The following is a 13,001-nucleotide window of genomic DNA, read 5'->3' as shown; positions in this document are numbered from 1 at the left end:
CCACCTTCTTTTAATGTTATCTTTGCCGCTTTTTTTGTTTGGGTTGCCCTGTACTAGAGCGGTTAGTAAGCATAGAGTTGGGAAAGCGCACAAAAGAGTCTTTTAAATTTTGTAAACCAAAAGGTGCAATAGGCAGACCATATGGTGTACCATATGAAGTTATTGTAGAAAAATGAGCTAATAAAATCATTAACCCACTTACTATACCTACAATCCCATAACAGTAAGCAATTAACATCATGGGAAAACGAATAAGACGAATACAGCTTGATAATTCATAGTTAGAAACGATAAAAGATGCAATGGCAGTGATAGATACAATAATAACCATAACATTGCTGACAAGTCCTGCTTGAACAGCTGCCTGTCCAATTACAATCCCACCAACAATCCCAATAGTTTGTCCAATAGGTTGTGGAAGACGTATTCCAGCTTCTCGAAGCATTTCTAATGTGATCTCCATAATGAAAGCTTCTAATAAGGGCGGAAAAGGAACTTTAATTCTTGAAGATGCAATAGAAGTGTATAAATCTAAAGGAATAGTTTCAAAGTGAAATGAAACCATTGCTATATATAATGCCGGTAAAAATACAGCTATAATAAACCCTAAAAATCTTAATAAGCGAAAAAAAGATGCAATGAGCCAGTGCATATTATAATCATCAGGTGTTTGAAAGAAACCAATCAAATTCATTGGAACAATCATTACACTAGGAGATCTATCAATCAACACTGCTATTTTTCCATCAAGAATATGCTGAGAAATGGAATCAGGACGTTCACTTAAATATGATTGAGGAAAGGGAGTCCAATTTTGATCTTTTGTAAAGTTAGATAATTCTCCAATACTTATAATTGTATCAGTTTTAATTTTCGTAATCCGGTTTTCAACCTCTTGTACTACTTCTTCGTTGGCTACATCCTCTAAGTAAATTATGTATACAGAAGTAGTAGCACGCTCTCCAATTGTTAATTTATTAATTTTTAACTCAGTCGAAGGAATATATCTGCGAATTAAGCCTATATTTTTAGAGGCATTTTCAATAAATCCATCATGAGAGCCCTTAATTGTAACTTCTGAGACAGGTTCTTGAATTGATCTTTCTGCCCAGCCTTTTGTATTTATAAGGAGAGCTTTTTTTTCTCCCTCCATGAATAGTACACATTGTCCTTCAAGTATCCCCTTTTTAATTTCATTCCATGTATATACTGTTTTAGAATAGGTAGCAATTACATTAAAATTAAATACTTGTTTGTCATCAGTTATTTCTTGTAATAGTGGTGTAATAACATGTTCTTTCAATGCAATCCCGTCTGTAAGACCTTCAAAATAATAAAGTGAAACGCTGGTTTTAGTTTTTAAATGTAAAGGATGTTCAATTAAATCCGCACAAATATCAAAAATTTCTTCCATTGTATTCTTAACTTCTTGTAAGGTGTTTATTTTTATGGTTTCAACAATTTCATTTTTTTCATTTAAGGACATAATTCAAACCTTCTTTATTTATAGAAATAGGGTATCTTTATTATTCTTATATAATCACATTTTATTCATAACATTAGTTTATTTTCAGAAAGAGAAATAATTGATAATAAAACTAGTTTTTATAAACTTTATGAGCGTAACTGTAGTAAATATTAATATAGGATAATGGTTTTGGGAAATGAAGTAATTTGTATATTAATAATAGAGGTTAAGTGGTAAATATTTGAGAGGTGTCAATTTAAGTCCTTAATACATTTATTGATTATGATAAGAACATTTTGGGGATGTATTATGTTTAATGGAAAATCTTCAAAGGATTTCATAATGGATGAATATTTAAGTGGTGCTGGAGTAAATCCAAGTGTAATTGGCCCCACTTTACCACCAATTCCATCATTTACTTTACCAACAGGACCAACAGGACCAACAGGACCAACAGGGCCAACAGGACCAACAGGGTCAACAGGACCAACAGGACCAACAGGACCAACAGGACCAACAGGGCCAACAGGGCCAACAGGACCAACAGGACCAACAGGACCAACAGGACCAACAGGGCCAACAGGACCAACAGGGCCAACAGGACCAACAGGGTCAACAGGACCAACAGGGCCAACAGGACCAACAGGGTCAACAGGACCAACAGGACCAACAGGACCAACAGGGCCAACAGGGCCAACAGGACCAACAGGGCCAACAGGGCCAACAGGGCCAACAGGGCCAACAGGACCAACAGGGCCAACAGGGCCATTGGCCACTAATATTAATGCTTTTATAGTGAATTTTACTACTACAGCTCTTATCCCCCAAGGTACCGGAATACCATTAGATGCTAATTTAATATTGACATCAGGGATAACACATATACCAGGTTCTAGTGTTATAAATTTAGATGCTGGTACGTATTTGGTTGAATATAATACTGTGTCACAAGCTCCAACAGCTAATTTTGTATCTACTAGAGCTCTTCTTAATGGTTCTACTATTGCTGGGGCTAGTGTTGTTAGTCCACAAGTAGCTCCTGGGACATTTCAATCTTTAAGTACAGGATTTATTGTTATAGCACCTGATCCAGTTAATACTTTAGAAATTGCTGCTGATTCGCAAGGAGGAAATATCTATAATTCTCAGTTTGCAAGTATTCCAAATGTATCTGTAAGAATTGTAAAAATAAGTTAAGGATATTTAGGGTAAATCAAATTGAAGAAACGAAAGGCAAAATTCTATGTATTGAAAGAGAGTTTGGAATAGGTAATACATGGTTGGTAATGGCAGTACTGTCTATTGTGATTTTATTGCCGTTGCTTATTTTAGTTAATAAAGTTTTATTGAAAATAAAAAATGAACAGAGGATATAAAAATAGATTATTCATTCAAAAAAGAAGAGATGATCCCCCCTTGAATATGAATTTCTTTACACTTTTGAGTGAAATTTTACTTTGATTTAAAAAACATTTGTAATAAATTTCTCAATATAGATATACTTTTTAATTATGGTTTTAATATTAATAATTAAGGAAAAATAAATTATAATATAAATATGATGGTTATCCTTTTGTTTACTCCTTGTGCTAAAGATAAGATCTTGTTCCCTGATCTTATCTTTTTATTTTTTGATTTTAGATACAAAAAAGGAATCTTTAAGAGCTTAAAACTCCCCTGTCACTAGGAAAGAAAGAGGAAAAACTTCAAAATCCGGTCTCTACGCAGCAGATTAAAGTAGTAAAAATTGCTTGGAGTAAAACGTTTGGACCGGGATTAGAAGTACTAGAACATATAAAACAAAGAGAACTAAATGCGTTATTTATTAAGATACATGTGAAGCAATGTAAGATACAAAGAGGACGTAAGGAATTTTTTCGGGAATAATATAGTTATGAAAATATAAGCACTTGAAGGGAGCCCTTGTGTATCTAAAACATTGGCGAAACAAATAGGTGATGTTAGGATGTAGAAAACGCTCACTAAAAAAGGAGAAGTGATTATGCCAGAAGCTTTTTATATGAATATTGATGATTACGAGAGACCTGCAGATATATTGCGGATGCTTGGACATCCTCTGCGTTTGATGATAGTTCGAGAATTAATTTCGAAAGGTCCATTAAATGTATCCGAGTTACAGAAGTTACTACGTGTTCCACAATCTACAATGTCACAGCAATTAATAAAGTTAAAACAGTTTAATATGGTTTCCTATGAGCGAAAAGGAAATGAGATTTATTATATAGTAAGTGACGAAAAAGTGATTGAGAGTATGAAGGAATTAGAATGTTTGCAACAGTGGACGTAAGAAGACGTGAAAAATCTCTTTATTTCTATAGGTTGAGATTAAATTTTTATAGTATATATAGTTTTAAAATAACGAAAAGTAGATAATTTGGGACGAATTGTAATACCAAAAGAAACAAGAAAAAAATTCACAGGTGGATACAGTGGATGCGCTAGAAATTATTGTAGAAAAAGATTCGTTTATTCTACAAAAAGATACAGCTCATGGTACTTGTCCTATCACAGAAGAAATACTTCAAAGAATGTAAAACTAGTAGGTGGAAAGCTACCGCTAATTCAAAACGGCGCAAAATAACTGTTAGCTGAACTAGAACAATACAAAGTGACTGTATGAGAAGAATAGGGGGAGAACACAATGGAAAAGAAATTACAATCATTTCAAAAGGATAGAGGTAAGAACATACTATTTTCACAGGAACACTTATTACAAGAAGCGTTTCAAAAGAGTAAGGATATCACTTTAATTCTGATAAAAGGACTACATATAAAAGGAATAATAAGAGGATATGATACTTTTTCTATTTTAATAGAATATGAGGGGAAGCAACAGCTTGTATATAAACATGCAATCTCCACGATTCGATTCTAAAGCCCACGGACAGGGCGTTCACACATTTACAGGTACCTGACACCTTTAGAAAAATAACTAGGAATATAACTTTTATGTTATAATTTAATACTCATCCAATATTTATACTATGCAACGACGTCTAAAACAGTAACTGAAAACCCCATCCCTATTCTATATAGATATGGGTTTTTCTACTTCTGATTTATCAAATAAAACAAAACATGAAGCGGAGAGAATGGTACTATGTATCCTAAGTTTTTTGATAAAATGGCCTTTTCAAAAGAGCATAAAGATTTATTAATTCAGTTGTATAATAAAGAAATTACAAGAAATGAGTATAATCGTGTATTAAACAATTTATATGAGACAAAGCATAAGATAAATGAAAATAAGAACCGAGATAAAGTGCTGGGTTCTGTTACAAAGTGTTTTTAACAAATAAAAGGTTGATATAATTTAATCTGTACCTTTTGTAAAGGACATTTTAAAAAAGGTTAGGCCACATCAAGAAGATGATTTCTGTATCCTGGTCTTACCCCTGTCAAGTAGACAGTAATAGATTAGGTGTCTTTTCATTAAGCAGCCTTAGTTCCAAATTCAATAGGACTAAGGTTGTTTAATCTTTTTTGAAATCTTTTGTTATTGTAATAGCCCATATATCTTTTAGTAGCCTTAAAAACTTCTGCTTTTTCATGAAACGTATGTCTATAAAAGCATTCTGCCTTAAAATGACTAAAAAAACTCTCTATACATGCATTATCGTAACAATTTCCCTTCCTAGACATACTCACAGTTATTTTGTGCTTTTTAAGTAATTGGTTATATTTTTTTGACGTATACTGATAACCTCGGTCGCTATGTAATACTGTTTCGTGGACTTTTCTTTTTCTTAAGGCTTTATTGACTGTGTCTGTAACTAATTTTAAATTGTTGTATTCGCTCATTTGGTAGGCCACAACTTCGTTATTGTAAAGGTCTAGTATCACGGAAAGATATATGCGCTTATTGTTAAAGGTAAGATAGGTTATATCTGTAACCCATTTTTCATTTGGTCTTGTAGTTGAAAACTCTCTGTTTAACAGATTTTCCGACACGACGCATTGTTCTTTTAAACCAAAATGCCTCCACTTTTTCTTTCGAATCTTAGCTTGTATCCCCATTTTCCTCATTAAACGATATACTCTTTTGTGATTTACCTGTAAACCATAATACTTTTTGAGCCATATACAAATTCTTCGGTAACCATAGCTTCCATTTATATCTGGATCTCGTTCGCATTCTACTATTTTAGACATGATAAATTGATCCTCTTTCATCTTTTCAGAGGGATCGTTGATTCTTTTTTCCACTTATAATATCCACTTCTTGAAACACCTGCAATTTCACAAAGCAATACAATTGAAAAGTTCTGTTTTAAGGTATGAATGACTTCGTATTCTACTGATTTACTTTTGTTGACCTCATCTCCTTTTTCGTAGCTAATAGCTTTTTTAAGTATGCGTTTTCCGCTTCTAATCGTTGTATTCTAGCGTCTTGACTGACTTCATTTGTTTGTTTAGATCTTCCACGTTTTTCTTGTAGGCCCAGAATCCCCTCATTTTCATATTTTTTAATCCATCTATCTATAACTGAATATGTAACTCCCAATTCCTTTCCAATTAATTTGCTTCCAATTCCTCTATGTGAGTACAATTCAATAGCTTTCATTTTAAAATCAATTGAAAAAGTTCTTCTAATTTTCCCCATAAAAAATCCCCTCCATAATAAACAGTAAAGTAACTTTCTTTCAACTGTCTACTATAAGGGGATCATATCATCCAACAGGAGTCATCTTTTTTAAATTCCATTGATATCTATAGTGATTATAGTACATCAAATATTTCTTAATCTCTTGTTTTTATTCATTAAAGGACGCGCAAGGTTTTATATGAGCTTTATCTTTCAGATGACCAAAAAAACGATTCTTGTGGGGCGTTATCCCAACAGTTTCCTCTTCTTGACATGGATTGTCCAAGGTTTAGCTTTTTGATTAGCTTTTGATAGGTAGGGCTTGTGTCGTGGGTTCCTTGATCTGAATGAATATAAGCACCTTCAGTCAATCGAATCCGCGGATTCCTTTTTCATTTTCCTCAATAAAAATATGCTTAAATTTTTCTGTATAAGTGATACCTTTCTGACTTATAAATTTTACGTATAGGTTATTTGACAGAATCTGAATTTCTCTTTCGGTAAATAGCTTTTTTGTCATTTTCAACATTCTCCGATCCAAATTTTCCTTTAATTATACAAGAAATACCCAATAGAATAGACTTTTTTCAAGAGTATATTCTTATAATTTTTATAAATTATTATAGTGTAAATATTGATTTGAAGTTGATTAATTAAAATGGTGTGTCCACTGCTTTTTTATTTAACAAAAAAAGAATCTGTAAACCTGCAGATTCTCCTGATAAATATTTATATAATAAAATATTTTAATTTAAAAATGGGTTCAAGTAAATAAAAAGGACCCATTGGAGTTTGGGTCCTTTTAGAAGTGATGATGTTTTCTCGGCTTAGGAACTGAGAAAATACAAAAATATAATACATCGAGATTTAGAGAATTTCAATACCTAAATTAAAAATTACCGTGGGTGGATGAACATGGATAATGGCTATCGTGGAGAGGTTGGAATTTTGGTAGGTAACATTGAAAGACCAATAAGTTTAAATATGAAAGCTCATGTAATTGAAAAAGGTACATGCATCACTCAAGGCGTCATAGCGTCAGTCGTAACAGCACATTTTGTTGAGGTGAACGAGCTATTGGCTATTGAAGGAATTGTTGGTGGATTTGGATCTAGGGGGAACAAAGTAAGACAAAATTTGAATTTTATTAAAAAAAGACACTGCTTCCAGTGTCCCGACTTACTATGAGGAAACTTAAATAGGTGAATTTAAGTTTCTCTATAATATATGAAACTGCAATTAGAAAATCACTTATTTTTTAAAGGAGTTAATGGGTATTTGTACGTACTGAAGTCTTTATTAAAAATATCTTGTGCTAATTGGATAGTTTCATGATTATAAAAACTATCGTATGTTGGGAGGCGTGGGAATAAAGGGTCGGTAATACCGGCATCTGCAAAAGTACCTTTAAAAACCGCATTGTCCTTCTGATGATGCCATGATTTGGTTAGTATGTGTATGGGAGAAGTTTTTAGTTGATATATTTGTTCTAGGCGTACAATTTCGTTAGAGAAATTTTCAAGGTAGATATACTCTGTAACAAACTCCTCTTCACCTGGTACATATTGCTGTATTAAATGTGGATCTACTTGTTCTAAATCTGTCATTTGCTCTTTTAAATAATAGAGAAAGATTTTAAATGAAATAGGCTTATTACAATTATTAGTACCATAATAAAAGCTTTGAATAGGCTTCCATGCAGGGTTTTCTATGTAAGGAGGAGCGATGAGTGAAAAGAATGAACTTACAGCTCTTGTATATGGATTTCTAACTAGTTTATAAGTATCTTTTTTCTTTGTATATAAAGCCGCAGCAAGTTCAATAAAGTAGTCCGAGGAGTTTATATATATATCATTTTCGTAATGATGGATGAAAGAATTATATTTTATGGCCGGTTTAAATAAATTAATTTAATAAAAAAACCAATGTGCAAGGGAGGTGCAACCACTTTTTTGACTCCAAAATAAAATTAAAGGGCAGTTAGGATTATAGTGGGGAACGCGTCCATAATTAATAATATTTGAAATAGACATAGTTAGCCTCCATTTAGTTATGTCAATTATTTTAGTTTATGAATAAAGAGCTTGGCATATGAACAAGAGAAGTAGAATAGCTAGTTTAAAATAATAAAATTTTGAAATAAAAAGGTTATTTTATTATATTAATGCAAAAAGAGTACATATCGGATATGTACTCTTGAAAAGAGGAAGTGTTTATAAGTGGTGAAACACTATACTACAACATATGCTTGTCTCATTTAAAAGTGCAAGGAATATAACAAAATAGTTTATTAGATTAGTAAATAAAAAAAGCACCTGATTAGGGTGCTCCGCCAAAAATTATGAATAACAATCCATAAATAATATATGTGACTTTTGCCTAATGGTGATAATTTTTAAAGAAAAACTAAAAGTACTGCAAAGATATAATTATAAAAAGAATATAGCATACCAAAGAGGTATTAATATAATCCATCCAATAGTAAGAGCGGTGTATTTTAAGGTTTTTATGATTAGTCCTTTTAGATATAGAATGCACAAGGATGGGAATTTAATTGATTTTCCAACAAAAATCTTATTGTATGAGAAAAAATAAAAGAACCCATTTTTAATAAATGGATTCTTCCCTCAAGGTGTGCAAGAAATTCAAGGTAACTTGACCAGAGTAACCAGTGGAATTCCTTGTGGTAATACTGTATGCAAAGGAACCAATAATGTTAATGAATTTCAAACAAGATCATTATTTAATTAAAAAATCGTGTGCAAAAAATGTACACGATTATATAAAAACTATGTCTTGTATGCTCTTTGCATTTTATGTTTATTGTATGTAAAGAGTGATACATCTAAATAAATTAAAAGTGCTCTTTGACAAGAACTAATGTTGAAAAAGAATACCCAAGGTATTGTATGTATGTTTCTAGGTGGGTGTAATTAAAAATAAAATCTTTATTTTAAATAAAAAGAGCGCTAATCGTAAGCGCTCCTTATAACTTATTATAACGACAGTGACGAACTCACATTATATAGAAAGGCACTATTATTGTATGTCATAGTATGAGGTTAGTGAATGGATTTAGATAAAATCTTTATTTAAAAATTAAAGAGTGGTTTTTAAGGGGCTCTCTGGCTAAGAGTCATTTTAAGTTTTTATGGTGAAGTATTTACGCAATAATTTTGTTTAAGACCAAGATAATTTCTCATTAATAATACCGATTTGTTTCAGTAGACATGGCAATCGCTTTGGTTTCATGAACTGTACCATAGGGATGCTCTGGAGGTGCATAAATAGCGTAAATTTTAAGTGGTGTATTCCCCGTATTGATTACATTATGCCATTTTCCAGCAGGTATCATAATTGCATAATCATCATAGACCATTTCTTGAAAATCTAATTTATCTTTGTTATCCCCCATTTGAACGAGTCCTTGGCCCTCTTCAATACGTATGAATTGATCAGTTGTAGGGTGTACTTCTAAACCTATGTCATCTCCAACATTAATACTCATTAGAGTTACTTGTAAGTTTTTCCCTGTCCAGATAGCGGTGCGGTAAGTATTGTTTTGTTTAGTGGCTTGGTTAATATTCAATACAAATGGTCTAGCTCCATAATCGGTTAATCTAATATTTTCACAATAAGGATTCCGGTTGTAGTCCCAAGCAATATTGTTGTAACTGTAGTAATAAGGATTCCAAGCGTAAATCCAATTATTGTTATTCCAGATGCAATCCATTGGGCTTTGACTTTGATAATAACGTGGATTATATTGCATATTCAAGCTCCTCTCATAATTTTATCATTTTCTGTTTATCCTATGCTGTTGTCTATTTATAGGAATGCAGAATAAGAGGAAATAGGCAGTGATAAAGGATGTACTATTTGTATAAAATACTTAATGAAATTGTTAATTTAAATAAAAAAGAGCCGCGCGCGAAGAGTTGTAGGTTTTCGTAAGGTTGAGTTATGTCGTATTCAAAAGGGATTTTAAAATGAATATTTTTTAAACGTACTGGTAAATTTATCTGATTCATTTAGAACTGTTATTTTAAACAAAAACGTCATTTGGTATGTAAATAGAAGAGCACTTAGAAAAGCGCCTCTCTGTAACGACTATCCACTCTAAAAAGAAATGATGCAATATATCATATGAAATTATGTGGATGTAGTTGTGTGTATTTTGTATAAAAATTTCATTTTGTAGAAAAGGGGAATGAATATGAAACAAGAGGTACAGCGATTAGTAGATAAGGCATTAATGTACTTTCCTAAGTCATTTGTAGAGAGTTATAACGAGCTAATATTTGAACCTAAAAACAAAATGTATTTTCATTTAGAAGATGTCGAAAGCGAATTAGATTTTAAATGTAAATTGTTCACATGGTTATCAAGACCTATAAGTATGGGACTAAGTGCTATTGGTCAACGAAGATTTTAAAAAGCTTAGGGACAAGCTTCACTAAAGAAGAAATGAGATTGATTGATACGTATTTAGGAAATGGAACAAATAAATTGCTGTGTGTAGAATTCGTAAAATCAGATTACGACTTATTGTTGGTGATTCCAGAAAATAAAAGAGCAGATAGCAAAAGCTAACTGCTCATCCAAGGAAAACAGAGAAAGATAACCATGTCTCTACAGTATTGACGGAATTTTGAGTTTATCCAGGGATAGAGGGAAATGGATAGAGTATTTGTTCTTGAGTTACTTGAACAGGAAAATGAGAGTGGTATATACGGTGTATTCGTAAACGAAGAGGAAGCAATTGAGAAAGGCAAAGAGTTAATTGCATTAACAGAAAATGATTACTGGAGGTATACAGTGGAAAGTTATCCGTATTTCAAATAGGAAGGATGAACATAAATGGAGTTTTGGGTATTAGCGTATTTATACTAGAAGATGTTTAGAATAATTTTGCAGAAGAAGATACAACAATAGGATATACAGCTACTTGTTTTTTACCAACTGAAGAGATGACTCAAAGTATATCGATGAAAATAATGCATCTGATGAGTTGATTCCAGTAAAAGTAACCATTCATACATTAGAGGCTAGTTCTTGGATGTCATCAAGTGAAACAGTTGACCATTGGGGACTTTAAAACTCAACGAAATAATTATTTTAGTAGAAAGAGGTGAATACATATGGGACAAGGAAACCACGGAATGCCGTTTGAAAAACTTATTAATCTATCGAATGAAATGTATTAAAGAGGTAGAGTTGCACTTATAAACAATCGTCCGACTCCTGTTAAAGGCTAAAGAGTAAGGGGGGAGGTATTAACAGGATATTATGATCTAAAAACACTGTAGACTACGATGGTATATAAAGGACGAGCTATAGCATTTGATGCGAAATCTACAGAGAAAGATACGTGTTTTGATTTAAATTACATAAAGCAGCACCAGTTGGATTACCTGGAGAAATCGGAGAAGATGGGAGCAATATGCTTCTTTACAATACATTTAACTTATTAAGACTTAAAAATTATACAACAAAAGAGTGAAACGGTTTAGGATACTATTTTCACTTACCTCTTAATTTGATAATTGAGTTCTTCACCAAAATCATTTGTGATAATCCTTTTAACCGATGAATGTTGCAAGTAAGAACGGCCCATTCAATATTTTCTATTCAAATATGATAGAATGAAGATATATCCAAAACGGAGGGAAAACAAATGAACTCAAACACAAAACAGTTTATTTATGATATCGAGCAAAGAAAGAACAATTATATAGAGAATGTATTAATAGCAATACAACATCCTAAAAAAGAGCAATCTGAACAAGTCATTCAAAATATAGTAGAGAAGATGGATATGATGATTAGTTTAGTTACTACTTACATGGCTATTGAATCCGAATCTACAAAAGAATTAAAAGAGCTTCAGGAAGAACTCATTCATGCTCAAGCATATATTCAAAAACGGAAATTTGAAGAAACACAGAGATAAAATCCTGTGTTTTTACTTGGTGGACTATGACATTAATTTTTTATAAATTTGATTATTGCTTTGGCATAATCCATACAATTTGTTGAATGCGTACAATATATGGCGCCGTATCTTCAATGAGCAAATGATCTGGTTTCACATCTTTTAACTGTCCTCTTATATTACCTCTTACAGTTTCAATAACCACATATTTACCAATTACTGATTGTAATGTCTGATATACGTAGGGATTAGGCGTACTTACCATATGTTGTTCACTCAAGTCATTTCCTTCCGAATAACTCATTCTATAAGACTCCTTTCTAATTTGCATTCTTTCTCCAAATATATGATATAAATCTTATAAATATGCTAGAAGGATAACTCATTATAGGAACGGAAATAACATGTTAATAGGGTACGGTTTCTATTTCTACATTGCTAAAAATGATTTATATAAAATTCCTTTTACCAGTTAACAGGAGAGGATAAAGGGATATTTTGAATGTACATCTAGGTTGTTCCTTTTAGGATATGTATGATTTTTAAATACGCCCTTTATTAGAATAGTGCTCATACTTTTTTTGAGATTCTTTCGTAATACGTGCATTAAGTAAAATTGCTAACAATAAAAACACTCCATATTTTCCTCCTGTAGCTCCTATGATAATCACACTACTACAAACAAGTATAATTAATAGGATAAACGAAACTGAATAAATACGGTCATAATTCTTTGACATCTTTTCGTATTTTATGCGTTCTTTCCTTGCATTCATCTAAATTCCTCCTTTAAATTATCCATTTCACTATCAAAAAAATCTCACCCTTAAAAAGAAAACAATATATCGATATATAGATTAGTTTGTTTTTTTATCAATTAATTTATATATCGTAAAAAGAAATCCTACCAATATTAAGCTTTCCACCATGATGATCCCGTCCCTCTCCTTCCTTTTAACCCCAACACATCAAATAAAAGTTGCAGCAAACAA

General features: G+C 32.0%; 13 protein-coding genes and 5 pseudogenes. 10 read left to right on the top strand and 8 right to left on the bottom strand.

All coding sequences use genetic code 11. The features are described from left to right. Positions 1-16: 16 nt before the first annotated feature. Positions 17-1,486 carry a spore germination protein gene (locus tag ACTFR3_RS24870; protein WP_440044894.1) on the bottom strand — a complete coding sequence of 490 codons (1,470 nt, stop codon included), beginning with the start codon at positions 1,484-1,486 and terminating at the stop codon, positions 17-19. A gap of 291 nt (positions 1,487-1,777) precedes the next feature. Between ACTFR3_RS24870 and ACTFR3_RS24865 the strand changes: the two genes are divergently transcribed. The 5 genes and pseudogenes from ACTFR3_RS24865 (at position 1,778) to ACTFR3_RS24845 (ending at position 4,781) form a co-directional block, all read left to right on the top strand. Beyond that, the gene (locus ACTFR3_RS24865) at positions 1,778-2,665 is read left to right on the top strand and encodes an exosporium leader peptide-containing protein (protein WP_440044892.1); all 888 of its coding nucleotides are present in this window, start codon (positions 1,778-1,780) and stop codon (positions 2,663-2,665) included. An 805-nt stretch (positions 2,666-3,470) separates the two neighbouring features. Next, positions 3,471-3,776, top strand: coding sequence for an ArsR/SmtB family transcription factor (locus tag ACTFR3_RS24860; RefSeq protein ID WP_439963176.1), 306 nt, complete (start codon positions 3,471-3,473; stop codon positions 3,774-3,776). A gap of 87 nt (positions 3,777-3,863) precedes the next feature. After that, positions 3,864-4,070: pseudogene (locus ACTFR3_RS24855) on the top strand (AbrB/MazE/SpoVT family DNA-binding domain-containing protein). A 60-nt stretch (positions 4,071-4,130) separates the two neighbouring features. Beyond that, the gene (hfq, locus tag ACTFR3_RS24850) at positions 4,131-4,364 is read left to right on the top strand and encodes an RNA chaperone Hfq (protein WP_098853128.1); all 234 of its coding nucleotides are present in this window, start codon (positions 4,131-4,133) and stop codon (positions 4,362-4,364) included. Positions 4,365-4,589: 225 nt separating this feature from the next. Next, the gene (locus tag ACTFR3_RS24845) at positions 4,590-4,781 is read left to right on the top strand and encodes a hypothetical protein (protein WP_151920305.1); all 192 of its coding nucleotides are present in this window, start codon (positions 4,590-4,592) and stop codon (positions 4,779-4,781) included. Between the two features lie 140 nt (positions 4,782-4,921). Here ACTFR3_RS24845 and ACTFR3_RS24840 read toward each other — a convergent pair whose 3' ends face one another. From ACTFR3_RS24840 to ACTFR3_RS24830, 3 genes and pseudogenes are all read right to left on the bottom strand, one after another. Further along, positions 4,922-5,695 carry an IS3 family transposase gene (locus ACTFR3_RS24840; RefSeq protein ID WP_440044891.1) on the bottom strand — a complete coding sequence of 258 codons (774 nt, stop codon included), beginning with the start codon at positions 5,693-5,695 and terminating at the stop codon, positions 4,922-4,924. An 88-nt stretch (positions 5,696-5,783) separates the two neighbouring features. After that, a complete protein-coding gene (locus ACTFR3_RS24835; RefSeq protein WP_000516502.1) occupies positions 5,784-6,092 on the bottom strand; it encodes a helix-turn-helix domain-containing protein in 309 nt (102 codons plus the stop codon). Between the two features lie 67 nt (positions 6,093-6,159). Beyond that, positions 6,160-6,466 (bottom strand): annotated as a pseudogene (locus tag ACTFR3_RS24830) (IS3 family transposase); the annotation flags it as partial. 523 nt (positions 6,467-6,989) lie between these two features. On the opposite strand from ACTFR3_RS24830, the pseudogene ACTFR3_RS24825 reads away from it, so the two are divergent. After that, positions 6,990-7,199 (top strand): annotated as a pseudogene (locus ACTFR3_RS24825) (dUTP diphosphatase); the annotation flags it as partial. Between the two features lie 122 nt (positions 7,200-7,321). Here the strand turns inward: ACTFR3_RS24825 and ACTFR3_RS24820 are convergent. Next, a pseudogene (locus ACTFR3_RS24820) lies at positions 7,322-8,107 on the bottom strand (sulfotransferase family 2 domain-containing protein). A 1,169-nt stretch (positions 8,108-9,276) separates the two neighbouring features. Next, positions 9,277-9,846, bottom strand: coding sequence for a cupin domain-containing protein (locus ACTFR3_RS24815; protein WP_409532437.1), 570 nt, complete (start codon positions 9,844-9,846; stop codon positions 9,277-9,279). 444 nt (positions 9,847-10,290) lie between these two features. Between ACTFR3_RS24815 and ACTFR3_RS24810 the strand changes: the two genes are divergently transcribed. The 4 genes and pseudogenes from ACTFR3_RS24810 to ACTFR3_RS24795 all read left to right on the top strand — a co-directional run bounded on the left by ACTFR3_RS24810 (position 10,291) and on the right by ACTFR3_RS24795 (position 12,027). Further along, positions 10,291-10,509 (top strand): hypothetical protein, encoded by a 219-nt coding sequence (locus ACTFR3_RS24810; RefSeq protein WP_257206319.1) that lies wholly within the window; start codon positions 10,291-10,293, stop codon positions 10,507-10,509. 242 nt (positions 10,510-10,751) lie between these two features. Next, positions 10,752-10,919 carry a hypothetical protein gene (locus ACTFR3_RS24805; protein ID WP_176212496.1) on the top strand — a complete coding sequence of 56 codons (168 nt, stop codon included), beginning with the start codon at positions 10,752-10,754 and terminating at the stop codon, positions 10,917-10,919. Between the two features lie 296 nt (positions 10,920-11,215). Continuing rightward, positions 11,216-11,542 (top strand): annotated as a pseudogene (locus tag ACTFR3_RS24800) (Holliday junction resolvase RecU); the annotation flags it as partial. Between the two features lie 209 nt (positions 11,543-11,751). Further along, positions 11,752-12,027: a hypothetical protein gene (locus tag ACTFR3_RS24795; RefSeq protein WP_134189266.1), complete on the top strand. Its 276-nt coding sequence runs from the start codon at positions 11,752-11,754 to the stop codon at positions 12,025-12,027. Between the two features lie 52 nt (positions 12,028-12,079). Here ACTFR3_RS24795 and ACTFR3_RS24790 read toward each other — a convergent pair whose 3' ends face one another. Both ACTFR3_RS24790 and ACTFR3_RS24785 read right to left on the bottom strand, forming a co-directional pair. Next, a complete protein-coding gene (locus tag ACTFR3_RS24790; RefSeq protein ID WP_409532433.1) occupies positions 12,080-12,313 on the bottom strand; it encodes a YuzF family protein in 234 nt (77 codons plus the stop codon). 238 nt (positions 12,314-12,551) lie between these two features. Then, complete coding sequence (locus ACTFR3_RS24785; RefSeq protein WP_000993974.1) at positions 12,552-12,785, bottom strand: hypothetical protein; 234 nt, start codon at positions 12,783-12,785, stop codon at positions 12,552-12,554. Positions 12,786-13,001 lie beyond the last annotated feature (216 nt).

It is taken from the genome of Bacillus cereus group sp. MYBK14-1, from assembly GCF_051916885.1.
Classification (GTDB): domain Bacteria; phylum Bacillota; class Bacilli; order Bacillales; family Bacillaceae_G; genus Bacillus_A; species Bacillus_A cereus.
Note: the sequence above shows the minus strand (reverse complement) of the source record. Positions and strands in the feature narration are given on the sequence as shown.

What these genes read in the sequence shown, in the direction of transcription:
- ACTFR3_RS24870 (WP_440044894.1), bottom strand. Translation starts at nt 1,486, where the DNA reads ATGTCCTTAAATGAAAAAAATGAAATTGTTGAAACCATAAAAATAAAC.
- hfq (WP_098853128.1), top strand. Translation starts at nt 4,131, where the DNA reads ATGGAAAAGAAATTACAATCATTTCAAAAGGATAGAGGTAAGAACATA.
- ACTFR3_RS24795 (WP_134189266.1), top strand. Translation starts at nt 11,752, where the DNA reads ATGAACTCAAACACAAAACAGTTTATTTATGATATCGAGCAAAGAAAG.
- ACTFR3_RS24860 (WP_439963176.1), top strand. Translation starts at nt 3,471, where the DNA reads ATGCCAGAAGCTTTTTATATGAATATTGATGATTACGAGAGACCTGCA.
- ACTFR3_RS24815 (WP_409532437.1), bottom strand. Translation starts at nt 9,846, where the DNA reads ATGCAATATAATCCACGTTATTATCAAAGTCAAAGCCCAATGGATTGC.
- ACTFR3_RS24785 (WP_000993974.1), bottom strand. Translation starts at nt 12,785, where the DNA reads ATGAATGCAAGGAAAGAACGCATAAAATACGAAAAGATGTCAAAGAAT.
- ACTFR3_RS24790 (WP_409532433.1), bottom strand. Translation starts at nt 12,313, where the DNA reads ATGAGTTATTCGGAAGGAAATGACTTGAGTGAACAACATATGGTAAGT.
- ACTFR3_RS24835 (WP_000516502.1), bottom strand. Translation starts at nt 6,092, where the DNA reads ATGGGGAAAATTAGAAGAACTTTTTCAATTGATTTTAAAATGAAAGCT.
- ACTFR3_RS24865 (WP_440044892.1), top strand. Translation starts at nt 1,778, where the DNA reads ATGTTTAATGGAAAATCTTCAAAGGATTTCATAATGGATGAATATTTA.
- ACTFR3_RS24805 (WP_176212496.1), top strand. Translation starts at nt 10,752, where the DNA reads ATGGATAGAGTATTTGTTCTTGAGTTACTTGAACAGGAAAATGAGAGT.
- ACTFR3_RS24845 (WP_151920305.1), top strand. Translation starts at nt 4,590, where the DNA reads ATGTATCCTAAGTTTTTTGATAAAATGGCCTTTTCAAAAGAGCATAAA.
- ACTFR3_RS24810 (WP_257206319.1), top strand. Translation starts at nt 10,291, where the DNA reads ATGAAACAAGAGGTACAGCGATTAGTAGATAAGGCATTAATGTACTTT.